The following is a 26,404-nucleotide window of genomic DNA, read 5'->3' as shown; positions in this document are numbered from 1 at the left end:
ACTATTCTGTTCAGATCTGCCTGTGTTTGAGGAATTATCAGTTTTCATCGGCCTGATGTTAACAACATGCTGACCGACAAGCGTGGAAAACGTCCCTGCGGGAAATATTTCCCGCAGGGAACGCGCTTAAGGTGTGACGATATTGAACCAGAAATCAAATTTATCCATATACCCGAGCATCGCGTCGAGTTTCGCTCCATCACCTGAAATTTTTACATCGCCGCTGTCTTCGGCCTGCTTGAGCGTAACCTCTTTCAGGATGATTTTATTCAGCGTGTCCCGATTCAGGGTCACCGTCGCATCTGCGTCCTTCGCCTCGGCGTTAGCCGTGTGGTTCAGCACGCCATTTTCCAGCTCCAGCTTATATTTGCCGCCATCGCTGCCCAGATCGATGTTAAATACCGATTTAGCGTCTCCGGCTTTCTGGCCGTTAATATGTACCGCCAGATAATCGAAGAACATCTCTGGCGTCATGGCGCGCACGGTATCCGGGCTGGCGGTGTTTGGCGTCGGGCCTTTCACTACGCCGTTACGGAGCTCCTGGGCTCCGGTCAGGTAGAAGTTACGCCATGGCCCCGATTCAGCCTGGTAGCCGAGCTGCTCCAGCGCATCCGCTTCCAGGTTACGCGCGGCCTGGTTATTTGGGTCGGCAAACACAACTTTGCTCACGACCTGTGCAACCCAGCGGTAGTTCCCCTGGTCAAAGTCGGTTTTCGCCTTGCTCAAAATGGCATCCGCACCGCCCATATACTCCACGAATTTTTTCGCGCCTTCTTCTGGTGGCAGTTCATCCAGCGTGGCCGGATTGCCATCAAACCAGCCAAGGTAAAGAACATAGGTCGCTTTCACATCATGGCTCACCGAGCCGTAGTAACCGCGGTTAGCCCAGGTATGCGCCAGTGAATCTGGCAGCTTAAAGTTTGCGGCTATTTCATCCCGCGTCAGCCCTTCGTTTGCCATGCGAAGCGTCTGGTCGTTGATGTAACGATAGAGGTCACGTTGACTTTTCAGCAGCTTGACTACGTTTTCGTTACCCCAGGTCGGCCAGTGGTGTTGTGCCATGATGATTTCCGCTTTATCACCCCAGCGCACAATCGCCTGATTGATGTATTTCGACCACGGCAGCGGTTCACGAATTTTCGCGCCACGCAGTGAATAGGTGTTGTGCAGGGTGTGAGTGACATCCTCGGCAGATTCGATGAGTTTTTTCTCTTCGATATACCAGAGCATTTCCGAGGGTGCTTCGGAACCCGGCGCGAGCATAAAGTCGTAGGTAAGTCCGTCGATGACCTCTTTCTGACCATCTTTCTCAATGATGTTCGTAGGAGCAATCAGCGTTACCGTTCCTGCTGATGTTGTGGTCCCCAGACCAGCCCCCACCTGTCCTTTGGCATCTGGCTTCAGCAAGTTGCCGTACATGTAGCTGGCGCGGCGGCTCATAACATTACCTGCCATGATATTTTCCGCAACGGCGGCTTCCATAAACCCTGCCGGGGCATAGACTTTGACCTTGCCGGACTTCACGTCCGCTTCATCAACCACCCCCCGCACGCCGCCGTAGTGGTCAACATGGCTGTGGGTATAAATAACGGCAACAACGGGTTTATTCCCGCGATTTTTGAAGTAGAGCTCCATACCCACTTTCGCTGTTTCTGCCGAAACCAGCGGGTCCACCACGGTAATACCCTCTTTACCTTCGATAATGGTCATATTCGACAGGTCAAGATTTCGAATCTGATAAACGCCGTCGGTAACCTCAAACAGACCGCTAATATTGATCAGCTGAGATTGACGCCATAAGCTGGGATTAACCGTATCGGGAGCTTTATCGCCTTCTTTAATAAAAGAATATTGTTGCGGATTCCAGATTATATTTCCTTGCTCGCCCTTGATAACCTCCTGAGGAAGTGGCGCGATGAAACCTTTATGAGCATTGGTAAAATCAGCGTTATCGGAGAAAGGAAGTTGATTATACAAGGCATTGTTGGCTTGCTGCGTTGCTGCTGCGGCCTCTTTAGAGGCCTCTGCGGCCCAAAGGGACGGGCTCATTGAGCCCAGAATGCCAGCTAAAGCAAGGCTCCTTACTATCATGTTGAATTTCATCAAAACCTCTCGATGTTCTGCCACAGCATATGTGGGATTTTTTAAAAAGAACTTAATGAAAGGAAGCATGAATAAATATAAGTGGTGTTGCGCAATCAGCAAGTTAACTGGCGAAAATTAACGCGTTGAATTTGTGCAGAAATGGTCTAAGCAGGGCTGTTAATTCTGTACATTCTTGACCGAATAAAAACCGATAATAGCAATACACTTATCATACCGTTGTTGATTGTCAGTTCTTTCCGTTCATCAACTATTACTGAATCTGTACTGATATCATCTCGCCGCTCTCCATCAATAGTGCTTACGCCTGTTCTTGTCAGGCTAAATCTCTTGATGCAATCCCTAAGCGTATTGAATTCGTCGCAGTAATCCGTACCATACGCGGCATGCCTACGCCTGCTGGCGTTTATCTGCCAGCGCTACCCCGTCTTTCATTCCCGGTCAGACGGGCTTGAAAACGCGAAAAGGGTTTACGAAATTTACGGGGCAGGATAGCGGAAATGAGCCAGGATCAGATCGTCATGCCGGATGTTCGGTCGTCGATTTAGAAAGAGGCCTACCCCTATGGTGCCCTGACGCCTCCCGAGACAAATAAAAATGCCAGAGAATCAATCGAGTACAAAGAAAGAGCAATACAACCTGAACAAACTGCAAAAGCGCCTGCGCCGTAACGTTGGCGAAGCCATTGCAGACTTCAACATGATTGAAGAAGGCGACCGCATCATGGTTTGCCTGTCAGGGGGTAAAGACAGCTATACCATGCTGGAGATCCTGCGAAATCTTCAGCAAAGCGCGCCGGTGAATTTTTCTCTGGTGGCGGTCAACCTTGACCAGAAACAGCCGGGCTTCCCGGAGCACATTCTGCCGGAATACCTGGAACAGCTGGGCGTTGAGTACAAAATCGTCGAAGAAAACACCTACGGCATCGTGAAAGAGAAGATTCCGGAAGGGAAAACCACCTGCTCGCTTTGCTCCCGTCTTCGCCGCGGCATTCTCTATCGTACCGCAACGGAGCTGGGCGCGACCAAAATCGCGCTGGGCCATCACCGCGACGATATCCTGCAAACGCTGTTCCTGAACATGTTCTACGGCGGCAAGATGAAAGGCATGCCGCCTAAGCTGATGAGCGATGACGGCAAGCACATTGTGATCCGCCCTCTTGCCTACTGCCGTGAAAAAGACATTGAGCGTTTTTCTCAGGCGAAAGGGTTCCCGATCATTCCATGCAACCTGTGCGGCTCTCAGCCGAACCTGCAGCGTCAGGTGATTGGCGACATGCTGCGCGACTGGGACAAACGTTATCCGGGCCGCATTGAGACCATGTTCAGCGCGATGCAGAACGTGGTCCCTTCCCACCTCGCAGACGTTGAGCTGTTCGACTTCAAAGGTATCAACCACGGTTCGGAGGTGGTGAATGGTGGCGATCTGGCGTTTGACCGGGAAGAGATCCCTGTGCAGCCTGCGGGCTGGCAGCCGGAAGACGATGACAATCAGTTCGAAGAGTTACGTCTGAACGTGCTTGAAGTGAAATAAGCGATGGGCGTCTCAGAAAGACCTTCTGAGACGCTTTATGCCTTATTTCAGCAGACGTACGCGGCAGGTTTTGCCTTTAATTTTGCCGTTTTGCAGCTGCTTCCACGCCTTATGGGCAACCGCCTGGCGAACCGCCACGTACACATGCGCCGGATGAACCGCAATCTTCCCGATATCCGCCCCTTCCAGACCCACATCTCCGGTCAGTGCGCCCAGCACATCCCCCGGTCGCATCTTGGCCTTTTTGCCGCCATCAATGCACAGCGTCGCCATTTCGGCCTCCAGCGGCACGACCCTGACGCTGCCCGGCGCGTTTACCCAGTTCAGCTTGATCTGCAACATTTCTGAGAGAATATTAGCGCGCTGCGCCTCTTCCGGGGCGCAGAAGCTGATGGCCAGGCCGCTGTTTCCGGCGCGGGCAGTACGACCAATACGGTGAACGTGCACTTCGGGATCCCACGCCAGCTCATAGTTCACCACCAGTTCAAGGGATTTAATGTCCAGACCGCGCGCGGCCACGTCGGTCGCCACCAGCACGCGCGCGCTGCCGTTAGCAAAGCGCACCAGCGTCCGATCGCGATCGCGCTGTTCTAAGTCGCCGTGCAGCGACAGCGCACTCTGCCCCGCCGCATTCAGGGCATCACAAACCGCCTGGCAGTCTTTTTTGGTATTACAGAACACCACGCATGACGCAGGCTGGTGCTGGCTCAGCAGTTTCTGCAGGAGCGGGATTTTTCCCTGCTGAGAGGTTTCGAAAAACTGCTGTTCGATGGCAGGCAGAGCATCGACGCTGTCGATCTCAATGGTGAGCGGATTTTTCTGCACGCGACCGCTGATCGCGGCGATGGCTTCAGGCCAGGTCGCAGAGAAAAGCAGCGTCTGACGATCGGCCGGCGCAAAGCGGATCACTTCATCAATGGCATCGCTGAAGCCCATATCCAGCATCCTATCCGCCTCGTCCATCACCAGCGTGCTTAAGGCATCGAGCGAAACGGTGCCTTTTTGCAGGTGATCCAGCAGGCGGCCGGGCGTCGCGACAATAATGTGCGGCGCGTGCTGGAGCGAATCACGCTGTGCGCCAAACGGCTGCCCACCGCAGAGGGTTAAGATCTTGGTATTCGGCAGGAAGCGCGCCAGGCGGCGCAGCTCACCCGCGACCTGGTCTGCCAGCTCGCGGGTCGGGCACAGCACCAGTGACTGGGTCTGAAACAGCGACGCGTCAATATGCTGCAGCAGACCAAGACCGAAAGCGGCCGTTTTCCCACTGCCCGTTTTCGCCTGCACGCGCACGTCCCGGCCCTCAAGAATGGCGGGCAGCGCGGCCGCCTGAACAGGCGTCATCGTGAGGTATCCCAACTCGTTAAGGTTGTCGAGCTGGGCGGCAGGCAGAACATTCAGGGTAGAAAAAGCGGTCACAATAGTCTCTCGTGGTCATCTTTACGGTCAGATGGCGCGTATCCTCGCAGATCTCGGGGTTCGATGCGACAATTTAATCGGTTCTTCGTCCGGCGGCGGGTCTGGCATCGGCTGCGGACGCGGAATGGGATCGGGCATCGGTACGGGATCGGTGGGGACAGGATCGGACTGACGCGAGTGTTGCAGTAGCAGAGCGAGTAAAATGCTCATCTTTCCCTCCAGGATTTGCTGTCGTCCCTTTTAGGGTAGACGCTGAGAAACAGGAGGCAAAAAAAAGCCGACTATAAAGTCGGCGTCGTACGAATCAATTGTGCTATGCAGTAATTCAAAAAAGGAAGTAAGACAATATGGAGCGCAACGCCCATCGCTTGACGTTGCATTCACCTGCGGGAGTAATATTGCACCTTACGGGGGTGATGTTTATTGACTTCGCTCAATTAAAAGAGCGTTTTAATCCCCGTAAAAGGTGAAAAAAAACCTAAATTTACAGCCATTTACTACGATGCAACCACCATGCAACACCACCAATCAAAACAACTAACATGACGCAAAACGCGGTGAAGCCGTACCGATATTCGCCGCCGGGTATACCGCCCAGATTGACGCCAAAAAGCCCTGTCAGAAATGTGCTGGGTAAAAAGACCATCGCCATCAGGGACATCGTATAGGTTCTTCTCGCCAGCGACTCCTGCATCACCTGTGCGATTTCATCCGCCATCACCGCCGTTCGGGCGATGCAGGAATCAATCTCATCCAGCCCGCGCCCCAGCCTGTCAGCAATGTCCTGCATCCGGCGGCGCTGATCGTCATTCATCCAGCTGAGTCTTTCGCTGGCCAGACGGGCATACACATCCCGTTGTGGCGTCATATACCGACGCATCACGATCAGCTGCTTGCGCAATAGCGCCAAAAAGCCGCGCGGCGGGATCTGCTGATCGAGCAGATTATCTTCCAGGTCGATAATTTTATCGTGCAGCTCTTCAATAAATTCGCTCGCGTGATCGGTCAGGGCATCACAGACGTCCACCAGCCAGCTGCCGCAGTCGACCGGTCCGGTCCCCTCTTTGAGGTCGTTCACAATATCGTCCAGCGCCAGAACCTTACGCTGACGTGTAGAAACAATCAGCCCATCGTCCATATAGACGCGCATCGCCACCAGCTGATCGGGACGTTCATCCGTGCTGCCGTTTATACAGCGCAGGGTGATAAGCGTCCCGTCACCCATCCTGCTTACGCGAGGCCGCAGGCTTTCCCCCGCCAGCGCATCACGTACGTTGTTAGGCAGTAGCGGAGTCGAGGCCAGCCAGTCAGCGCTGTCCGGGTGGGTATAGTTCAGATGTAGCCAGCAGGGATGCTCTTTATCAATGACATCATTATCTTCCAGCGGTCGGGCACCGCCGCGACCGTCCAGCACCCACGCAAAAACTGCGTCAGGAACGTTAAGTTCAGATCCTTTAATGCTCTCCACAGCGCCTCCCCTGTTTGGCTCTTACGATGTCAGTCTAGCTTCCATCAGGGGTTAAGCAACAACTATGTCTCGCATCGCGCTGAAATCGCTCAGGAATTGTACACGCTGTGTTTCGAGAATAATAAATATCCTCCGGCATAGCCGGAGGTTTTTCTGATGCGCCTATAAGGCTCTCTTACATGCCGCGCCCTAACAGGCGCATGCGATCTGACATTTGCATCAGACTTCGCTACTTACGGCCCGTAAACGGGCTGCCCGGATAAGGGATCGATAACTGCTCTCCCATTTTATCCTCTTCAAGCTGGTGCTTTATGTATTCCTGTATCTTCGCCGTGTTCTTACCCACCGTATCGACGTAGTACCCTCTGCACCAGAATTCACTGTTCCTGTATTTGAATTTCAAATCGCCAAACTGCTCATAAAGCATCAGGCTGCTTTTCCCCTTCAGGTAACCCATAAACCCCGAGACACTCATCTTCGGAGGGATCTCAAGAAGCATATGGATATGATCTGCACAGCATTCTGCTTCCAGAATGTTCACATTTTTCCACTCACACAGTTTCCTTAAAATGCTGCCTACCGGAACACTTGCCTTCGGTATTTCGGCGCAAAAACTATGTGATATTTACAGTTCCATCGGGTGTGCGCTAAGCTCTTTTCGTCCCCCATTGGGACCCCCTTTTGATTTCTTGTTGAACTTTTGCAGTTGCCAGACCGCAAGGTGTTTTAACAAATCAAAAGGGGTTTTGATAACTGGCTCAAAGCTGAAAGCTTGACGGAACCCCCAGCCTAGCTGGGGGTTTTCTGTGCACAAAAAAAGCCTGGCATGCCAGGCTTCGGGAAGCGGTCAGAGAGAGTGCTCGGGGCGCTGATGGAACGAGACGGGGCTGGCTACTGGTGACGGAGGATGCCCTTGGTCCAGCCTGAAATTTCGGGTCCGCGTCTGCAGTTCGATCACCTGATTGCGCAGCACATCAGAGGAGCCGTTGAGTTCCTCCGCCATCGCCACGTTGCTTTGCGTGACCCGCTCCAGTTCGGACAGCGCCAGCGTGATCTGGGAAATGCCCTTCTCCTGCTCTGCGGTCGAGGTAGAAATCTCATCCATTAACCGGCTGACGTTGCCGGAGCCGGTCACGATGTCACGCATATTCTTCTCCGCTTCCGACACAACGCTGGCCCCCTGGGTGACATTACTGCTGGTAACGTCAATCAGCGTTTTGATGTTTTTCGCCGCCTCCGCGCTGCGGTGCGCCAGATTTCGGACTTCCTCTGCGACCACGGAGAACCCTTTACCGTGATCGCCCGCTCGCGCAGCCTCGACGGCCGCGTTAAGCGCCAGAATATTCGTCTGGAATGCAATGCCGTCGATCAGCGAGATAATTTCCGTCATCTGCTGCGCGCACTCGGTAATGGATTGCATATTGCTGGCAACCTGTTCCATCAGATCGCCTCCCTTGCGCGCCTGCACCGTCGCGGCATTCGCCTGCTCGCTCGCCAGCCGGGTGTTATCGGCATTGTTTCGGGTACTTGCCGCCATCTGCTCCATACTTGCCGCAGTTTGCACCAGAGAGGCAGACTGCTGCTCTGTTTTCACCGAGAGTTGAGCACTGCGGGAAGAGAGCTGATCCGACAAGGCCATGGCGTTTTGTGATGATGCCCTGATCTCGCGCACCAGCGTAGCGATGTTGCTGGAAAGGCTATTAATCCCGGGAATTAATCGCCCCGCGCAGTTATTGCCAAACTCGGGTATAGCGACGCCTAAGTTGCCTGCGGTCACTTCTTCAATACTTTTTTTCACAGTATTGATCGGCGTCACAAGAAACTTCGTCATATAACTCCAGAGCAAAAATAACGCAACAAAATTGACCAGATTAATCGAAACGAAAAGAGAGAGATTGCTGGAAAATAGAACAACGATACCTGCATTCACTAAAAAAAGGCACAGCAGGAACCAGGCAATGAAGGTCCTGACACTAATATTTCTTAGCATGATTTTACCCACAACATATATTTTGGTCGGCATTAAGATTTATAGCATTCACTTTTGCGTTTGTCCTCACATAATGCGCTGGTTTCTCGTTTCGCCGTTACACACCCTGTATTTAGCTTAAGTCAGACAAAAAAGGTGTTTTAGTGGAAATGCCACGCCCCACATGCTGTATTGCTGGTCCAAACTTCCCTGAAGCGATACCATTATCTGCGGTAAAACGATTCATTTGCACACATATTTAAGACGCTTTGCTACAATCTATCGGCTATGTTTAGCCGTGCTTAATGCGTTAACAAAAAGAATATATTTTATATTTCGGGCAAGTTTGGCATTTTATATAAATGGTCATTTTTCACGATAAATAATTAATATGGTTTGAATGCGCATGTTCGTTGCCGGAAAAGACGTGCCGGCAGGCGAAATCGGTAACCCTCTCAGGCGTGGGATTGCATAATGCTCAATATATCGTGGGACCCTGTGTTGATCGCTGTCTCTTATCTGGTGGCGTTTATCGCCTCCTTTGTGGCCCTGGACAGCGCCGGGAAAATTCCCCTTTCCAGCCGTAAAGCGGCTTTGTTCTGGCGCATCGCCGGCGGGGTTACGCTGGGCATCGGGATCTGGTCAATGCACTTCATCGGCATGCTGTCGATGCAAATGCCGATGATGATGAGCTATGACCTCTGGCTAACCCTTGCGTCTCTCGGCGTGGCGGTTGTTGCTTCCACAATAGCAATTAACATTGCCGTTACGGGCAAACACCTCTCGCTCTTTCGGCTGTTCTTCGCCACGGTCATCCTCAGCGCTGGCGTGGTCTCCATGCACTATATCGGCATGGCCGCGTTGATGCTGAAAGAGAGCATTCTCTGGGATCGGCGCACTGTGGGTTTGTCCGTGGTGATTGCCGTGGTTGCCTCCGGCGTGGCGTTGTGGCTGGCTTTCCGACTGCGGGACAGGCACAAAGGGGTCTTTGTTACGCGCATTCTCGCCGCGTTAGTCATGGGCGCCGCCATTTGCGCGATGCACTATACGGGCATGAGCGCCGCGCATTTCCATGAGATGGCGCATACGCTCCCCGGCGGGGTCAGCGAGCTGGGTTTATCCATCTGGGTTTCCGTCACCACGCTCTCCCTGCTCGGCATGATGTTAATTATTTCGCTTATCGACTCGCACTGGCGGACCAGCCGGCTGACGGACAATTTGCGCCAGCTCAACCGTCAGCTTGAGCTCCAGGTTCGCTTTGACGCTCTCACCGGCCTCGCAAACCGCCAGCAGATGGATATCCGAATGCAGGATTGTCTGCACAGCGCCTTGTTGAGTAACAAACAATTTGCCGTGATTTTTCTGAATGTCGATCGCTTCAAACGCGTGAATGATACCTGGGGTCACAGCGTCGGCGATGAGTTATTAATCACCATCGCCCAGCGCATTACCTCCCGGCTTACCCGTGAGATGACGCTGGCCAGGCTGGGTGGGGATGCCTTTATCCTGCTGGTTCCCGTATGCGACGAAGAAAAGCTCACTACCCTGCTCACGACGCTGCTCGCGGATATACGCCGTCCGCTTTCGCTTTGCGGACATCCGCTGAGTACCACCCTCAGCGCGGGCGTCAGCCTCTATCCTCAGGATGGCGAAACGCTGCAGGAACTGAAGTTAAAGGCGGATGCAGCCTTACAGCACGTTAAGCAAGACGGTCGTAACGGATGGGCGGTTTACCGCCCTGAGATGTCAACGGCGGTTCCGGCGCAGCCGGGTTTTCTGCAGGAGCTTTCTCAGGCGCTGGAACGCGATCGGTTTGAACTGTGGTATCAGCCAACCTGGCATGCAGAAGATAAAACTATCCGCGGTTTTGAGGCTCTTCTGCGCTGGCGGCATCCGGAGCAAGGCATTTTGCTACCAGGCCTGTTTTTACCCACCCTGGAACAAACGGGTTTGATTATCCCGGTTGGCAACTGGGCTATTGAAGCCGCGTGTCGGCAGCTTCATTTCTGGACTGAACAAGGCTTCAGCCAGTGGACGTTGTCGCTCAATTTATCTCCCGTGCAGTTCGAACAGCCGGATATCTTTCACATCGTTTCGTCCATGCTGGAAAAATATAATCTGTCGCCCTCAAGGCTGATCCTGGAGGTAACGGAGAGTACCGCACTAAAAAATCTCGACCGCAGCATCGAGTTGCTTAATGCCTTTAACCGTACGGGGATCACCGTCTCTATTGATGATTTTGGCACGGGCTATTCCAACCTGCTGATGCTGAGCGTTCTTCCGGCAAAAGAGCTTAAAATCGACAAGAGCTTTGTGGCCTCTATGCTGGAAAATGAAAAAAGCCGCAGGCTGGTGGAAACCATTATTAATATTGCCCGCACCATGGAGATGACCGTCGTTGCCGAGGGAATTGAAACGGACGAGCAGCAGGCAATACTGACCAGCCTCGGCTGTGACTATCTCCAGGGATACCTCTTCTCCCTCCCATTGCCCGCTGAACAGGTTCCGTGGCTGCTGCTACAGAAAAACTCAGACAAACAAATTATACCCATGAGTAAAATTCAAACGGACCCCGCATTTATTTCACAAAAAAATCATGCCTGACGGGATTGAGTAGAGTATGTTTCAAGGAAGTACATGCGGGTCAGTTCTGCCATGATTGTCAGGCATATCGTGCCGATGAACAGGAACATACTATGTCGCAAAATAGTTTTGATGCGCTCAATGCAATTAAAACGCCCGTGTGGCTCATTTCTCCTGTCTCGGAACAGATTATTTTTGCCAATGTGGCCGCAGTACAGCTGACGGGTAATAAAACGCTGAATGACCTGCGCAAAGGTTCATTCTCTGCAAGTGCGCAAACCGTACTGTCGATGTATGTTCCCGAACTGAAAAACGATCACGATATTGTCGAGATCTGGACAATTAGCCGGGGCGGGCAGGACGTGCCGTTAAGCTGTCGTCTCTCACTCAGCCACGGCACGCCGCACGGCGATATTATCGTTTTCGAAGGAATCTCTTCGCACGCCCGCTCAGGCCTGAAAGCCAGCCGTTCCGCAACCTATCAACGCAAAAAACAGGGGTTTTACGCACGCTTTTTCCTCACCAACAGCGCGCCGATGCTGCTCATCGATCCTGCCCGTGACGGGCAAATTGTCGATGCAAACATGGCCGCGCTCGGCTTTTACGGTTATTCACATGATGAGATGTGCCGGAAGCATACCTGGGAAATTAACACGCTTGGCAGAGGCGTCATGCCTATCATGACGGAGATCGCCGCGCTGCCCGGCGGACATAAGCCGCTCAATTTTATTCACCGCCTTGCCGATGGCTCCACCCGCCACGTCCAGACCTACGCGGGGCCCATTGAGATTTACGGTGACAAACTGATGCTGTGCATAATCCATGATATTACTGAGCAAAAGAGGCTTGAGCAGGAGCTGGAAAATGCTGCATTACGTGACTCGATGACGGGGTTACTCAACCGACGCCAGTTTTATAACGTTATCGACCAAACCAGCCTGAGCCACCTTTCCGCACAGCAGCAATTTAGCCTGCTGCTGGTGGATACGGATCATTTTAAAAACATCAATGACCTCTTCGGTCATCTGAAAGGTGATGAGGTGCTTATCGCCCTCTCCCGAACGCTGGAAGCCTGCTGCAGACAAGATGATCTGGTGTTCCGCTGGGGCGGTGAAGAGTTTGTCATCCTGTTGCCGCGCACGTCTCTCGAAACGGCTCTGAAGATTGCCGAATCCGTCCGTGCGGCGGTCGCCCATATTACTCTCCCAGGCTTGCCGCGCTTTACCGTCAGTATTGGCGTGGCGCGCCATGACCCGGAAGAGAGTATTGACGCGCTGTTTAAACGTGTCGACGATGCGCTCTATCGCGCCAAAAATGATGGACGTAATAAAGTCCTTGCGGCATGAAACTGGAGTATCGTGAAAAGCCCCGCTACAATGCCCAGCTTAAGTAAATAACGACGGGTGGGTTGTGGCAACAATGGGAAAGACAGAAATAATACTCACCTTAATTATTTTATTGCTTATAATATTTGGCTTATGGTTTATTTTCAGCGGTGAGATTTGGTATTTCGTTGAATATCTGGAAAACAGTCTCTACCCCACTTTTGACGCCCTGTAGCGCACGTTTAACTTATTGTTTCACCTACCGAATTTGTCAGGTATCTGCATTGCCCTCAGCCACGTAAGATACGCGGCGTTATCCTCCAACAATGTTGATAACGAATCACTAAATCATTTGCTTATTTCGCCCGTTCTCTGACGGGCTTTTTTTATTTCCGGCTATTAAGCAAAGAGCGTCAGTCGCCATGTTGGTGCAGCACCGCTCTGTTCCAGTCATAAAAGGCGCGTACCGAAGGCGGGAGATAGCGGTTTTGTGGATAGACAAGCGAAAGCGGTAAATCGAAAGAGAGGTTCTCCAAACAGCGAACCAACGCCCCGCTCTTCACATACGGCTCAGCCAGATAGCTGGCCACGCGAATTAATCCGAGCCCTTGAATGCCGGCCTGGATATAGGCGTCGGTATCATCGACGATCAGCGTCTCTTTCATGCGAATTGCACAATCGCCGTCATCACGCGTAAAAAACCAGTCGATAGTGCGCCCGGTACGGTGGTTCAGGTAACCGACTGCGTAATGCTTTTCCAGTTGGTCGAGATTTTCCGGCTTACTACAGGCGGCTATATAGCCCGGAGAAGCCAGAACAACCCATCTGAAGTTCGCCAGAGGGCGCGCGACCAGCGTCGTTGAATCTTCGATCCTCCCGGTGCGGATCGCGCAGTCATACCCTTCCTGAATGATGTCCTCCACGCTATCGCTGGAACAGAGCATCAGTTCCAGCTCGGGAAACTGGCGGAGAAATTCCGGGAGGCTGGGAAGAATGCAATGTCGGGCGAGAGACTGCGGCATCCCCACTTTAAAACGGCCTCTGGGCTGTGCCGATCTGCCGGGAAAGGAAGATTCCATTGTCGCAATATCCGCCAGCAGCCGTTTGCTCTCGTCATAGTAACACCGGCCTTCTGCGGTCACGCTGAGTTTTCGGGTGGTGCGTTGTAAAAGCTGAATACCCAGGTATGTCTCCAGCTCCTTAACAACCCGCGATACGGTTGAGCGCGGTAGCCCCAGCATTTCTGCCGCCCTGGCGAAGCTATGGGTATCGACCACGCAAACGTATACCCGCATTGATTCCAGTTTATCCATATTCCCACCGCGCCTGAAAGGTCAATTATCCCATTTTTACGAACAGTCTAACCTATGCCTGTCGTCTTATCGAATGCAGCCATCTGACATAACCTTGCTCAAGTTGCAGTAGACAGGTGATTTAACAAAGAGAGGCTCAGCATGAAAGAACGTGATATCAAGACAGGCGAAAATGTATTAGTGCTTGGTGCAGGACAATTGGGCGCTGCCGTGCTGGAGTATCTGGTTCCGGCAGTCACGCAGCGCGACGGCGCTGTCTCCGTTATCGTTTCGCCCCGCTCCTGGGACAGCCGGGGCAAGCTTCAGTCCGAAACGCATCAAAAACTGGCTGATGCAGGGGCAGAATTTATCGCGGTCGATGTCGCCGACAGTTCCACTGAAACGTTAAAAACCCACTTTCTGGATTTTGATACCGTCATCAACTGCATGGGGTTTGTCGCCGGAGCAGGTACACAGCTCAAAATTACCCGCGCGGTACTGGAAGCAGGCGTAAGCCGCTATTTCCCCTGGCAGTTCGGCGTGAATTACGATGTGGTCGGCAAAGGGAGCGGCCAGCCCGTCTGGGACGAGCAGTATGATGTCAGGACGCTGTTGCGGGAACAGAACGCGACGGAATGGGTGATTGTTTCAACCGGTATGTTTACCAGCTTTCTCTTCGAGCCGGCGTTTAATGTGGTGAATTTATCCGAAAAAACCATTAATGCGCTTGGAGGATGGGACACGCAGGTCACCGTGACATCACCTGCAGATATTGGCCGACTCACCACCGAAATTTATTTGCATCAGCCGCGGATCGTAAATGAAGTGATATTTGTCGCGGGTGAAACAACCTCCTACGGAAAACTGGCCGAAAAGGTTGAACGCACGACAAAACAAACCTTTGCCAAAAACGTATTGACGCTCCCGGATCTGCTGAATGCACTGCAGTTAAATCCGGATGACCAGATGCTTCGCTATCGCGCGGCCTTCGCCCGAGGAAACGGCATGTGGTGGCCGATGAGTAACACCTGGAATGTTCAGAATAATATACCAACTCAAGATATTGAATCATGGCTTAAAACCGTTATGTCGCCATGCGTTTATCCCGCCCCGGCGGCGCGCCAAACATACGGGCATATTCGCGGGTAAATTGCGAAACACTGGCATAACCGACCGTATACGCCGCCTGCGCGATCCCTGCGCCATCGACAAGCATCAGGCGGCGGGCATGGATAAGGCGTAGCTGTTTCTGGAATTGCAGGGGCGAAATCGTGGTTATCGCGCGAAAATGCTGATGGAATACGGACACGCTCATGCCCGCCACCTCAGCAAGCTCGTCAACGCTTATCGTACGTGTAAATTCCTTACGCAACATTGCGACCACACGGCTAATTCGTCCAGAGTGGCTATCCGCCGCGCCCAGGGCGCGAATAGCAGGACCATGGACACTGCGAAGCAACCAGTAATGCAGCTCTCGCCGTAGCCCATCTCCAAGAACCGCCATCGCCTCCGGTTGTTCAAACAACCTTGCCAGCCGGTAAGCAGCGTCCGTCACGTCGGCATTCATTGGCTCAACCCCAACGCAAGGCGCTCCCCCCTGCTTCGCTGGCACAGCATCCTGCAACTCACGCAGGATGGCGATATCCAGTTCCAGCACCAGTGAATAGTAGGGATGGCGAAGGCTGGCCTGGGTAATCTGACTGAGGGTCGGCACATCGGCGGCTATCACCATCGCCTCGCCGGGGCCATATTCAAAACTTTCCGTCCCCGTAGCGACGCGTTTTCGCCCCTGCAACAGCATCGCCATCAGCGGTCTGTTGATCGCCGCCTGCAGGTCGCCCGGATGCAAAGCCCGGATAATCGTCAACCCTGGAACCGGCGTTACGGCAACCCCGCTACGGTCGACGTGAGCATCGGCATACCGGCGGCAAAGATCGAACAGGAGATCGCGCATAGACACTCTTTCAGGCAAGTTTTTAAGCCATAGTATGCGGTCATTCTCAACAGAACGAACAATGAAAAGAGAAACAGGCAAAAGATAACCAGAATCAGGCAAAGTGAATTAGTGGCCTTCTCCTACTGTAAAAGCTCCACCAAACAGAGGATACACAATGAGTAAAATTGCACTTATCACCGGCGCCAATCGTGGTCTTGGCCGTAACACCGCCCTCTCTATCGCGCGTCAGGGTGGCGATGTTATCGTCGCTTACAGAGGAAACACCCCTCAGGCTGAAGCGGTTGTCGCGGAAATCCGCACCCTTGGTCGTAAGGCGATCGCACTTCAACTGGATGTGGCGCAGACGACGAGTTTCCCGGCATTTGCCGAAACCCTGCGTCAACAACTCGCCGAAGTCTGGCAGCGCGACACCTTCGACCACCTGATAAATAACGCAGGTCATGGCGAGTTTGCCGGGGTGGCCGAGACCACCGAAGCGCAGTTCGACGGGCTATTCAATGTCCATGTTAAAGGGGTATTTTTCCTGGTTCAGACCCTTTTACCCCTGCTGGCGGACAGCGGGCGCATCATCAACTTCTCGTCCGGCCTGACCCGGGTATCGTACCCTGGGTTCTCCACTTACGCGGCGGCAAAAGCGGCTGTGGAAATGCTCAGCGTCTATCTGGCACGCGAGTTGGGCCCGCGCGGCATCACCGTCAATACCATCGCGCCAGGCGCCATTGAAACCGATTTTGGCGGCGGCCTGGTTCGCGACAGCGCAGATGTCAACGCGCAGTTTGCCGCGATGACCGCGCTCGGGCGGTTCGGCGTTCCCGACGATATCGGGCCGATGGTCGCCAGCCTGCTGCGTGATGACAACCGCTGGGTAACCGCACAGCGCATTGAAGTGTCGGGCGGGCAAACCATCTGAATACGCCAAAAATACCGTCAGAAAAGTGATGCTTTCTGCTGTGGCGGGTGATGGTCAGAAAAGAGGAACTGGCGCCGCAAGCCGCGCCAGTACTTGATTAGTGCTTCTCAATATACATCGTCCGGCTATACGCCACGTCTTCCGGGTTATTGATCGGGTAGCCCTTCACCCAGGGCTTAATCAGGCGACCGTTGGTGTACTGATAGATTGGCGCGATGGGCGCCTTCTCCATGAGGATTTTCTCCGCCATGTTGTAGTCCGCATTGCGCGCCTTCGCCGTGGTTTCCAGCGTCGCCTGCTGGACAATCTTATCGTAGGCAGGGTCATTAAAGCGGGAGATATTGCCGCTGTGGGTGGAGGTCAGCAATGACAGGAACGTTGATGGCTCGTTGTAATCGCCCACCCATGAGGCGCGGATCACGTCAAAGTTGCCGGTGTTACGGCTATCAATGTAGGTTTTCCACTCCTGGTTTTGCAGTTTGACATCCACACCAAGATTTTTCTTCCACATGGAGGCCACCGCAATCGCGATTTTCTGGTGATTTTCCGAGGTGTTGTACAGCAGGTTAAGCTTCAGCGGACGCTGAGGGCCATAGCCTGCGGCCTGCAGCAAGGTTTTGGCCTGGGCGTTCAGCTCCTGCTGCGACATCTGCTCAAACGGCGAGGCGTCCGGGGTGAAGGCTGCCGTCACGTCAGGGGTGAAGTGCCAGGCGGGCTTCTCACCCGCCCCTAACACCTTTTCCGCCATGATACGACGGTCGATGCTCATACTCAGCGCCAGACGAACCCGTGCATCCGCCGTCGGGCCTTTTTGGGTGTTAAAGGCATAATAATACGTGCCCAGCTGAGGCGGCGTATAAACCTGTCCCGGAATGTCCTTCAGGAGCTTCTGATACATGTTTTTTGGGAACGACTCGGTAATATCGATATCCCCTGCCAGATAGCGTTTGGTGGCCGACGATTCCTGATTAATCGGCACGAAGGTCACCTTCTGCAGGACCGTTTTGGCATTGTCCCAGTAGTGCGTATTGGGCACCACAACCAGTTTTTCATTCACCACGCGGTCCTTCAGAACGTAAGCGCCGTTCCCCACCAGCGCGCCAGGCCGCGTCCACTCTTTACCGCTTTCTACATTAGCTTTTTGTACTGGATAGAAGGCAAAGTTCGCCGTCAGGTTGCTGAACCACGGCAGCGGTTTGTCCAGCTGGACGCGTAACGTCCTGGCATCCACCGCCGTCACTCCCAGCGTATCGGGCGCGGCTTTGCCGTCAATAATGGCCTGCGCGTTATTGATTCCCGCCAGCGCGGCAAACCAGGCAAACGGAGAGGTTGTTTTCGGGTCAACCAGACGCTGCCAGCTGTAGACAAAATCCTGGGCGGTGACGGGGGAACCGTCGGACCATTTCGCGTCATCGCGTAAGGTAAACGTCCAGACGCGGTTATCATTGCTCTGCCAGCGTGTCGCCACGCCCGGCGTCAGCTCCCCTTTCTCATTCTGATTAACCAGACCTTCGAAGAGATCGCGAATGACCTGAATCTCGGGCAACCCCACGGCTTTCGCCGGGTCCAGCGAAGCCGGCTCGTCTTTAATATGCCTGACCAGCTCCTGTTTTTGCGCCAGCGCAGTGCCCTGCGGCACGTCAGCTGCGAAAGAAAGTGAAGAGAGCCCGCACAGGCACAGTGCGGCAAAAAGACGCGAAACAGGATGCTTCATAAGATCCCCTTTAATGAATTCAGGTATTAAGCAGATGCGTAATTATTTGTTTCGACAAAGAGAAATGCAAATAACTTACGCCTGAATAGTGATTTAAGGCAATTCTTAGCCATTACGGAAACTATTTGATTAACAGCGTGTTTTGCACAACACTGCCAGTAGTGACTTCTTTATCAGGATTTCGTATGGCAACCACCCGACCGAGAGCGGAACGCGGCGCCTTTCCGCCGGGCGCTGAGCAATATGGCCGTTCATTTTTAGGCGCATCGCTGATCTGGTTTCCCGCCCCCGAGGCAGACCGCGAAAGCGGCTTGATTCTTGCCGGCACGCACGGGGATGAGAACTCCTCCATCGTGACGCTTTCCTGCGCGCTGCGGACGCTGACGCCTTCATTGCGACGTCATCACGTGATTCTGGCGGTTAACCCGGACGGCTGTCAGCTGGGGCTTCGCGCCAACGCGCGAGGCGTTGACTTAAACCGTAATTTTCCGGCAGCAAACTGGCGCGCCGGGGAAACGGTGTATCGCTGGAACAGCTCCGCCGAGGAGCGAGATGTGGTTCTGCTGACGGGAGATAAGCCGGGCTCAGAGCCGGAAACCCAGGCGCTGTGCCAGCTTATCCATAAGATCCACCCCGCGTGGGTGGTTTCCTTCCACGATCCGCTGGCCTGCATTGAAGATCCGCGCCACTCCGAGCTCGGCGCGTGGCTGGCAGACGCGTTCGCCCTGCCGCTCGTGACCAGCGTGGGCTATGAAACGCCAGGCTCGTTCGGTAGCTGGTGCGCCGATTTGAGCCTGCCCTGTATTACCGCTGAATTCCCGGCGATCTCGTCCGATGAAGCCAGCGAAAAATACTTAAAAGCCATGGTGGAGCTTTTGCGCTGGCAGCCTCAGAGATGAAGCACGCCGCTGGTAAAATGGAGCGCGGGTGAGACGTCAACCGCCAGCCACGTCGGGCCGTCCAGATCGGCGAAACGGACCTGATTGACCAGCGGTAGCGCCGCGCCGATTGCCCGGGACGTACAGAGCATACAGCCCAGCATCAGTGAAAAACCCTGCGCCCGGGCTTCTTCCGCCAGGGCCAGCGCCTCTGTCAGCCCGCCGGTCTTGTCGAGCTTAATATTAATCATCTCGTAGCGGCCCTGCAGCTCGCTTAAGCTCGCGCGGGTGTGGCAGCTTTCATCGGCACAAACGGGCAACGGATGGATAAAGTTCTTCAGCGCCGCATCATCTTTTGCGGGCAGAGGCTGCTCCAGCATGGCCACTCCAAGGTCGGCCAGCAGCTGACAGCGGGCGGCCAGCCCTTCTGGATGCCATGATTCATTGGCATCAACTATCAGCGTGGCTGCGGGCACCGCCGCGCGAATGGCGACCATCCGCTCGCTAATCAGACGATCGTCGAGCTTCACCTTCAGCAGCCGGGCCCCGGCGTCATAAAGCGCTTTGGCGCTGGCGGCCATCTGTTCCGGCTCGCCAATCACTACCGTTTGCGCGGTAGCCACCGATTCCGGCAGCGCCACGTCCAGCAATGCTGTCAGGGGTTGTTGCCGCTTCGCCGCCTCCAGGCTCCAGAGCGCGCTATCAATGGCGTTGCGTGCGGCCCCGGCGGGCAAACGCTGCTGTAATGCCTCACGCGTGAGACCGGTTTGCAGGTCTGGCACCAGCGTCATGATATGCGCCATCACCGACGCGAGGCTTTCACCATAGCGCGGGTAAGGCGTGCACTCCCCTACGCCTTTAAAACCGTCCTCTTCGATTTCAACGACCACCACGCTGGCTTCACTTCGGCTGCCGCGAGAGATCACAAACGGGGTATGCAATGGCCAGGCTTCTTCATAGACCTTAACGCTTCTCATCACTGACTCCTTGCGGCCCGAAAAGGCGAAAAAATTTGGTTTGCCGTGTTATCCGCGGATGGCATACACTAGCCCCGACGTTAACTATATGTAAACAGGAAGATATCTATGTCACAACTCGTTCATTTCCAGGGCAACCCGGTTGCTGTTGCAGGTTCCATTCCGCAGGCTGGCAGCAAAGCGCAGGCTTTTACTCTGGTGGCTAAAGATCTGTCTGACGTCACACTGGCTCAGTTTGCGGGTAAACGCAAAGTGCTGAACATTTTCCCGAGCATTGATACCGGCGTTTGCGCCGCATCCGTGCGTAAGTTCAACCAGCTGGCAACTGAAATGGACAACACCGTTGTGCTGTGCATTTCTGCTGACCTGCCGTTTGCCCAGTCTCGCTTCTGCGGCGCTGAAGGCCTGAGCAACGTTATCACCCTCTCCACCCTGCGCAGCCCGGATTTCCTCGAAAACTACGGCGTCAGCATCGCCGAAGGCCCTCTGAAAGGCCTGGCAGCACGCGCGGTACTGGTTCTGGATGAAAACGACACTGTCGTGTTCAGCGAACTGGTTAATGAAATCACTACCGAGCCGGATTACACCGCCGCGCTGGAAAAGCTGAAAGCATAATCATTACTTAGCATTCTATACCGCTTTTTCAAAACCTCGCTATGGCGGGGTTTTTTATTAATTACAAGCTGAATCGTTAAAGCAACAATACTCTTGAGTCACAATATTTATGCAATTTAATTTCGACAATTCAGCTAAATGGCGATCAAACCCGCATATTGATCGTTAAATAGCCGCGTATTTACCCTCAGTGAGGCACATCACATTTCCCTTATCGCCAAAACATTAGATTTGCTTACGAAGTTAAATAATCGTTTCAGCAAAAAGGGATAAATATGAAAATAAAACTGGCTTTAACGCTCCTTTCGGTACTGGTTTCGGGCCATGCCGCAGCAAAAACCTGGGTGCTGACAAGCGCTGAAAGCAGCGTGGAAAAAGGAAACTGGAAGATGTCCAGCGATGAGCTGAAAATTAACGATCGAACGTTCAGCATTGAGCAAAAAGTGTTGCACGGCGGCAGGCAGGAAGGCAGTAAAGTCATCGTCATTAGCAGTACAAACGGCCTGACCATTACCTTAAGCCCGACGCGCGGGATGAACCTTCTGCATGTAGAAGGCTTTGGCACCAGGCTGGGCTGGAACTCGCCCGTTAAAGAGGTCGTTAACCCGGCGTATATTAATCTGGAAAGCCGAAACGGACTTGGCTGGCTGGAAGGTTTCAACGAAATGATGGTCCGCTGTGGCTACGAATGGACGGGGCACCCGGTCACCGCTGACGGCCAGATTTATACCCTGCACGGCAAGGCGGGGAATACGCCCGCATCCCAGGTGGAAGTGGAAGTTGCGGATGCCGCACCGCATGAAATTCGTATTCGCGGTTTAATCAAAGAGAGCACGTTTAAAAAAGCAGATCTGCAAACCATGACCGAACTGCGTTACGTTCCGGGAACCAACCGGTTCAGCCTGCATGACGTTCTGACGAACCATGCCGATTACCCTCATGATTACCAAATCATCTATCACAGCAACTTCGGCGCACCTGTCCTCGAAGAAGGCGCGCGCTTCCTTGCCCCGGCGGCAAGAGTGAGCCCGTTCAATGATTACGCCAAAGCGGGCGTTAACGACTGGCAAACCTACGCCGGGCCGACAAAAGGCTTTGATGAGATGGTCTTTAACATCAAACCGCTCGCGGACAGCAACCACGAAACCCTCGCGGCGGTGGTGAATAAAGCCGGTGACAAAGGCGCGTCGATTCAGTTTGATACCCGCCAGCTGCCCGTGCTGACCCTGTGGAAAAATACCGATACGCCAAAACAGGGCTATGTCACGGGTATTGAGCCGGGCACCAGCTACGCCTACCCCGTTACCATTGAACGCGAGCAGAAGCGGGTTAAGCAGCTGCAGCCAGGCGCCAGCGCGCAGTTTGATCTGACCTATACCCTGCTACACAGCGCGCAGCAGGTGAAGGATGTTGAAAGCAGGATTGCGTCGATACAGGGAGAGACAAAAACAGAGATCGTGACCACGCCCCTGGCAAAGGAATAAGCATCAAAAAAGCCTCTTTACAGAGGCTTTTTGTTATTCTTCGCCTTTCTTATGATTCAACCCATACTCACGTAGCTTATTTGCAATCGCGGTATGCGAGACGCCAAGGCGTTTTGCCAGTTTTCGGGTGCTGGGATAGCTGCGGTACAGCTGCGTCAGCACGGAGCGCTCGAAGCGGCTGGTGATATCATCCAGCGAGCCTTCCATCGCCTCTTCGCCTACCGATACCGTCCCGGCGTCGTAATCCGGCAACAGAATGTCCTGAGGGCGCAGTTCATAGCCTTCCAGCTGGGTCAGCGCGCGATAAACGGCGTTTTTAAGCTGACGAATGTTGCCCGGCCAGCCGTAACGCATTAACACCGTGCCGAGATCGGCAGACAGCTTCGGACGCGGAACGCCCTGCTCGTCGGCAAAGCGGGCCACAAACAGCTCCGTTAGCGGCATGATGTCCTGCGGACAGTCGCGCAGCGGTGGAATGTTCAGCGTCAGGACGTTGAGGCGGTAGTAGAGGTCCTCGCGGAAAATCCCCTTTTGCACCAGCTCCACCAGGTTTTTCTGGGTGGCGCAAATGACGCGCACGTCCACATGCACCTCATGATCCTCGCCGACGCGGCGGAAGGTGCCGTCGTTCAGGAAACGCAGCAGCTTAGCCTGCATACGCGGCGACATTTCGCCGATCTCGTCCAGCAGCACGGAGCCGCCGTTGGCCTGCTCGAAGAACCCTTTCTTGCCTTCCGGCGCGTGTCCAAACAGCTCGCTTTCGACGGCATCTTCCGGAATAGAGGCGCAGTTAAGCGCCAGATACGGTTTTGCTGCACGCGGGCTTGCCAGATGCACGGCGTGCGCCAGCAGATCCTTCCCGGTGCCGGTATCGCCGGTAATCAACAGCGGCGCGGTCAGGCTGGCAAGCTTGCGCGCCTGGTCAACCACGTGGCGCATTTTCGGGCTGACGGCAATAATCTGGCTGAATGCGCCTACGTCCTGGCTGGAGAGGTTTTGCAGCTGGCGCCCCATGCGTAGCGTCGAGCGCAGCATGATCACCGCCCCGGTCAATACGCGAGCATTTCCCTCTCCTTTCAGATAGACCGGCGTAATCTCCATCAGGAAATTCTGCCCGTTAATCACCACGTGCTCGCTGTGCGTATTCTGCGGGTTACTGTCCAGCCAGCGCTGAAAGTTAAAACCGGGGATCAGCTGCGCGGCGTGGTGGTTGCTGAGCTTCTCCTGGCTCTGCGCGAAAAGCTGGCAGCTCGCGTGGTTAACGCGCTCGACTTTACTTTTCAGATCCAGAGAGAGGAACGGCTCGGGCATCGCTTCAAGCAGTGCGCTCAGGGCGAGGTGCTCGCGCTCGGAGGGCATCCAGGGGATGGTGCGTACATCCGTAACGCCAGCGATACGGCGGATTTCCGCCATCAGGCTGCTGAAGGTATTAAATTCAATTTCGGCAAAATTGAGGTAAATTCGCCCGACAGGATCGATTTCAATGCCACGTAAATCAATGCTACGTAAAACAAGAAGATCGAGTAATTCGCGGGTCAGACCGAGACGGTCTTCACAGAAGACTTCAAGACGCATGGGAAATTCACCGTTTTAAGCCAATAACGTTAAAATGATATGTCAGAACACGGTGAACCGGAAGATGGCTGTCAACAAATATTGACAGCCAGCACGATTAGTGAACAAAGCCTTAAGGAGACGGTTTTTTATTGAGCGTCTCTTTCAGCTGACCGATCAGTTCACGCCTGAAATCCCCCAGCCGCGGCTTATCGCCATCAATCCACGGCAGCGGGCGGCACACTTCCATAGCTTTGATACCCAAACGCGCCGTCAGTAAGCCTGCACCGATGCCCTGGGCTGCACGGGCTGAAAGACGCGCAGCCAGATCCTGCGACATCCAGTCCATTCCCACTTCGCGCACCAGCTCGCTCGCGCCCGCAAACGCGATATTGAGCAGGACCAGTTTGAACAGCCTGAGCCGGCTGTAGTAGCCCAGCTCTATGCCGTAAAGGTTCGCGATACGGTTGATGAGGCGCAGGTTACGCCAGGCGATAAAGGCCATATCCACCAGCGCCAGCGGGCTGACGGCAATCATCAGCGTGGATTCCGCCGCCGAGCGGCTAATCTCGCGTCGCGCCTGCGCGTCCAGCACCGGCTGAACCATATGGGAATAGAGCGTGACCACCTCCCGGTCGTTCTGGGTTTCATGGATGGCGGCATACCAGCGCTGAAGCGCCGGATGCGACTGATCGATACCGGCCTGGCTGGCCAGTTTTTCACAGAAGGCGCGGCCTTTGCCGGTGCCGTGGCTGTGGAGAAGATCCCGCGCTTCATCACGCTCGTGCGCGCGCTGTCGCAAACGCCAGAGGCGGCGCCACTCGGTGGCAACCGATCCGACGCCCGCCCCCACGATGAGCGCGCCCGCGGCACAACCGCCCAGCGCGACCCAGTCCTGGGTTTGCCAGGCGTTCATCGCCCACTGTACGCCCTGCCCGACCACGCTGACGCCAAACAGCGCCAGACCGGCGGTGACCATCTTGCGCCACAGGCTGCGTTTAGGACGCAGAGCGGCTTCCACGACCGCCTCCGCCGGACCGTCCTCGACGGCGGGATCGTCCGGCAGCGCCGGGGCAAAGTTCTCCGCCTGCGCGCCGCTGAACGTCTGCGCCGTTTTAAAGGCGTCCTGACGCTCGGGCTCAAGGGTTCCGGTAAAGTCTATGCGCGGTTTTAACGGTTCCGTCATCGCAATTTATCTCCAATCAAAAACTCCAGCGCCGCATCCAGACGGATGTGCGGTAACGGCCGATCGACGCTCATGGTCTGAGGACGGAAGGCTTCAAACTGGAAGCCCTGGCTCTGCCAGAAGGCCTGACCCGGCAGCCGCGCGGGGACTTCGCCGGGATAGACGGTAAGCGGCTCGCCGTCACTGAGTCGATTCCCGCGTAATGCCGGTATTTTCTCGCCGTTAAGGTCAATCAGGCCGCTTTGGGTCGCCTGCACCGATGCGAGCCCAAGACAATCCATGCTGATGCCTTCAAACGCGGCGTTTTGCCAGGCGTCCTGCACCAGCTGCTGCAGCAGAGAAACCATGTTGGCGTGCTGATCGACCGTGACGTGATCGGCTTTTGTGGCCGCAAAGAGCAGCTTGTCGATCACCGGCGAAAACAGGCGGCGGAACAGCGTCCGCTGCCCGTAGTGGAAACTCTGCATCAGCTGCGTCAGCGCGAGGCGCATATCGTTAAATGCCTGCGGCCCGCTGTTGAGCGGCTGCAGGCAATCCACCAGCACAATCTGGCGGTCGAAACGTAAAAAGTGGTTTTTATAAAAACCTTTGACCACCTTTTCACAGTAGTAATTGTAACGCTCGCGCAGCATGCCGGCGTTAGTGTGTTTGTCGGCCTGCGCCAGCTTCGACTCGCCTGCGCCGTCCACGTCCGGCCACGGGAAGAACTGCAGCGCGGGCGCGCCTGCTAAGTCACCCGGCAAGACAAAACGGCCCGGCTGGATGAAGTGCAGCCCTTCCTGTTTGCACTGATGAAGATAGGCTGTCCAGGCTTCAGCAATGGTCGCCAGACGGTTTTCATCCGCAGGCGCCAGCGGATCCAGACCTTCGCACAGCTGTCGCCATTTCATCGACCACTCTGCGCGTTGCCCCTGCAACAAGCCCGTCATCTGACGGGACCAGCTGAGGTAGTCCTGCGCCAGCATCGGCAGGTCGAGCAGCCATTCTCCGGGATAATCGACGATTTCCAGATACAGGGTGGAGGTATCCTTAAAGTGACGTATCAGCGATTCATTAGAGCGAAAGCGCAGCGCAAGGCGAATTTCGCTGACGCCTCGCGTTGGCGTCGGCCACGCGGGCGGGTCGCCGTAAAGCTGCGCCAGCCCTTCGTCGTAGGTAAAACGCGGTATGCCAAAATCACGCTGAGGAACGCGCTTAACGCCCAGCAGACGCTCTTCGCGCACGGCGCTGAGCAACGGCAGGCGCGCGCCGGCGTGCAGGTTCAGCAACTGGTTTACCATCGCGGTGATGAACGCCGTCTTACCGCTGCGGCTCAGGCCGGTGACGGCCAGACGCAAATGTCGATCAACGCCGCGGTTCACCAGTGAATTGAGTTCGTTCTTAAATCGCTTCATCGCCATCCTTCATTGCCCGGAAGCCTGGAATGTATGGCTTCAGAAT

At 54.6% G+C, this 26,404-nt stretch carries 20 protein-coding genes and 2 pseudogenes; 9 read left to right on the top strand and 13 right to left on the bottom strand.

All coding sequences use genetic code 11. From position 1 onward, the window contains the following. Positions 1 to 126: 126 nt before the first annotated feature. Positions 127 to 2,103, bottom strand: coding sequence for an alkyl/aryl-sulfatase (locus OSH03_RS00455; RefSeq protein WP_266177930.1), 1,977 nt, complete (start codon positions 2,101 to 2,103; stop codon positions 127 to 129). A gap of 597 nt (positions 2,104 to 2,700) precedes the next feature. On the opposite strand from OSH03_RS00455, the gene ttcA reads away from it, so the two are divergent. Further along, on the top strand, positions 2,701 to 3,636 hold the full coding sequence (gene ttcA / locus OSH03_RS00450; RefSeq protein ID WP_266177929.1) for a tRNA 2-thiocytidine(32) synthetase TtcA: 936 nt from the start codon (positions 2,701 to 2,703) through the stop codon (positions 3,634 to 3,636). Positions 3,637 to 3,678: 42 nt separating this feature from the next. Here ttcA and dbpA read toward each other — a convergent pair whose 3' ends face one another. The 5 genes and pseudogenes from dbpA to OSH03_RS00425 all read right to left on the bottom strand — a co-directional run bounded on the left by dbpA (position 3,679) and on the right by OSH03_RS00425 (position 8,510). Further along, complete coding sequence (dbpA, locus tag OSH03_RS00445) at positions 3,679 to 5,052, bottom strand: ATP-dependent RNA helicase DbpA (protein ID WP_266177928.1); 1,374 nt, start codon at positions 5,050 to 5,052, stop codon at positions 3,679 to 3,681. Positions 5,053 to 5,079: 27 nt separating this feature from the next. After that, the gene (gene ynaL, locus OSH03_RS00440; protein WP_071888254.1) at positions 5,080 to 5,262 is read right to left on the bottom strand and encodes a proline-rich small protein YnaL; all 183 of its coding nucleotides are present in this window, start codon (positions 5,260 to 5,262) and stop codon (positions 5,080 to 5,082) included. A 274-nt stretch (positions 5,263 to 5,536) separates the two neighbouring features. Then, positions 5,537 to 6,520 (bottom strand): zinc transporter ZntB, encoded by a 984-nt coding sequence (zntB, locus tag OSH03_RS00435; protein ID WP_266177927.1) that lies wholly within the window; start codon positions 6,518 to 6,520, stop codon positions 5,537 to 5,539. 229 nt (positions 6,521 to 6,749) lie between these two features. Beyond that, positions 6,750 to 7,189, bottom strand: a pseudogene (gene tnpA, locus OSH03_RS00430) (IS200/IS605 family transposase). Positions 7,190 to 7,367: 178 nt separating this feature from the next. Beyond that, on the bottom strand, positions 7,368 to 8,510 hold the full coding sequence (locus OSH03_RS00425) for a methyl-accepting chemotaxis protein (RefSeq protein ID WP_061099658.1): 1,143 nt from the start codon (positions 8,508 to 8,510) through the stop codon (positions 7,368 to 7,370). 453 nt (positions 8,511 to 8,963) lie between these two features. On the opposite strand from OSH03_RS00425, the gene OSH03_RS00420 reads away from it, so the two are divergent. From OSH03_RS00420 to OSH03_RS00410, 3 genes are all read left to right on the top strand, one after another. Next, a complete protein-coding gene (locus OSH03_RS00420) occupies positions 8,964 to 11,093 on the top strand; it encodes a putative bifunctional diguanylate cyclase/phosphodiesterase (protein WP_266177926.1) in 2,130 nt (709 codons plus the stop codon). A gap of 92 nt (positions 11,094 to 11,185) precedes the next feature. After that, positions 11,186 to 12,418 carry a sensor domain-containing diguanylate cyclase gene (locus OSH03_RS00415; RefSeq protein WP_266177925.1) on the top strand — a complete coding sequence of 411 codons (1,233 nt, stop codon included), beginning with the start codon at positions 11,186 to 11,188 and terminating at the stop codon, positions 12,416 to 12,418. A 73-nt stretch (positions 12,419 to 12,491) separates the two neighbouring features. Next, positions 12,492 to 12,632 carry an Ecr family regulatory small membrane protein gene (locus OSH03_RS00410; protein WP_061098040.1) on the top strand — a complete coding sequence of 47 codons (141 nt, stop codon included), beginning with the start codon at positions 12,492 to 12,494 and terminating at the stop codon, positions 12,630 to 12,632. Positions 12,633 to 12,810: 178 nt separating this feature from the next. On the opposite strand, the gene OSH03_RS00405 is transcribed toward OSH03_RS00410, so the two are convergent. Next, positions 12,811 to 13,710 carry a LysR family transcriptional regulator gene (locus OSH03_RS00405; RefSeq protein WP_266177924.1) on the bottom strand — a complete coding sequence of 300 codons (900 nt, stop codon included), beginning with the start codon at positions 13,708 to 13,710 and terminating at the stop codon, positions 12,811 to 12,813. A gap of 141 nt (positions 13,711 to 13,851) precedes the next feature. On the opposite strand from OSH03_RS00405, the pseudogene OSH03_RS00400 reads away from it, so the two are divergent. Beyond that, positions 13,852 to 14,772: pseudogene (locus OSH03_RS00400) on the top strand (aromatic alcohol reductase); the annotation flags it as partial. Between the two features lies 1 nt (position 14,773). On the opposite strand, the gene OSH03_RS00395 reads toward OSH03_RS00400, so the two are convergent. Then, a complete protein-coding gene (locus OSH03_RS00395) occupies positions 14,774 to 15,643 on the bottom strand; it encodes an AraC family transcriptional regulator (RefSeq protein WP_253542173.1) in 870 nt (289 codons plus the stop codon). Between the two features lie 157 nt (positions 15,644 to 15,800). On the opposite strand from OSH03_RS00395, the gene OSH03_RS00390 reads away from it, so the two are divergent. Then, a complete protein-coding gene (locus tag OSH03_RS00390) occupies positions 15,801 to 16,556 on the top strand; it encodes an SDR family NAD(P)-dependent oxidoreductase (RefSeq protein ID WP_266177923.1) in 756 nt (251 codons plus the stop codon). Positions 16,557 to 16,653: 97 nt separating this feature from the next. On the opposite strand, the gene OSH03_RS00385 is transcribed toward OSH03_RS00390, so the two are convergent. Continuing rightward, entirely contained in the window at positions 16,654 to 18,270 is a 1,617-nt protein-coding gene (locus tag OSH03_RS00385; protein WP_266177922.1) for a peptide ABC transporter substrate-binding protein, read from the bottom strand. A 185-nt stretch (positions 18,271 to 18,455) separates the two neighbouring features. Between OSH03_RS00385 and mpaA the strand changes: the two genes are divergently transcribed. After that, positions 18,456 to 19,169: a murein tripeptide amidase MpaA gene (gene mpaA, locus OSH03_RS00380; RefSeq protein ID WP_151413663.1), complete on the top strand. Its 714-nt coding sequence runs from the start codon at positions 18,456 to 18,458 to the stop codon at positions 19,167 to 19,169. On the opposite strand, the gene ycjG is transcribed toward mpaA, so the two are convergent. Continuing rightward, on the bottom strand, positions 19,160 to 20,125 hold the full coding sequence (ycjG, locus tag OSH03_RS00375) for an L-Ala-D/L-Glu epimerase (protein ID WP_266177921.1): 966 nt from the start codon (positions 20,123 to 20,125) through the stop codon (positions 19,160 to 19,162). The genes mpaA and ycjG overlap by 10 nt on opposite strands. Before the next feature lie 108 nt (positions 20,126 to 20,233). On the opposite strand from ycjG, the gene tpx reads away from it, so the two are divergent. Both tpx and OSH03_RS00365 read left to right on the top strand, forming a co-directional pair. Then, a complete protein-coding gene (gene tpx, locus OSH03_RS00370; RefSeq protein WP_041909703.1) occupies positions 20,234 to 20,740 on the top strand; it encodes a thiol peroxidase in 507 nt (168 codons plus the stop codon). A gap of 275 nt (positions 20,741 to 21,015) precedes the next feature. Next, positions 21,016 to 22,224, top strand: a complete 1,209-nt coding sequence (locus OSH03_RS00365; RefSeq protein ID WP_266177920.1) for an aldose 1-epimerase family protein — start codon at positions 21,016 to 21,018, stop codon at positions 22,222 to 22,224. A 33-nt stretch (positions 22,225 to 22,257) separates the two neighbouring features. Here the strand turns inward: OSH03_RS00365 and tyrR are convergent, their stop codons facing one another. From tyrR to OSH03_RS00350, 3 genes are all read right to left on the bottom strand, one after another. Continuing rightward, a complete protein-coding gene (gene tyrR / locus OSH03_RS00360; RefSeq protein WP_266177919.1) occupies positions 22,258 to 23,799 on the bottom strand; it encodes a transcriptional regulator TyrR in 1,542 nt (513 codons plus the stop codon). Positions 23,800 to 23,911: 112 nt separating this feature from the next. After that, positions 23,912 to 24,964 (bottom strand): YcjF family protein, encoded by a 1,053-nt coding sequence (locus OSH03_RS00355; RefSeq protein ID WP_193356813.1) that lies wholly within the window; start codon positions 24,962 to 24,964, stop codon positions 23,912 to 23,914. Further along, positions 24,961 to 26,358, bottom strand: a complete 1,398-nt coding sequence (locus OSH03_RS00350; protein ID WP_266177918.1) for a YcjX family GTP-binding protein — start codon at positions 26,356 to 26,358, stop codon at positions 24,961 to 24,963. Before OSH03_RS00350 ends, OSH03_RS00355 begins: the two co-directional genes overlap by 4 nt. Positions 26,359 to 26,404: the final 46 nt, after the last annotated feature.

This window comes from Enterobacter nematophilus (assembly GCF_026344075.1).
Lineage (GTDB): Bacteria > Pseudomonadota > Gammaproteobacteria > Enterobacterales > Enterobacteriaceae > Enterobacter > Enterobacter nematophilus.
This window is presented reverse-complemented; position numbering and strand designations above follow the sequence as displayed.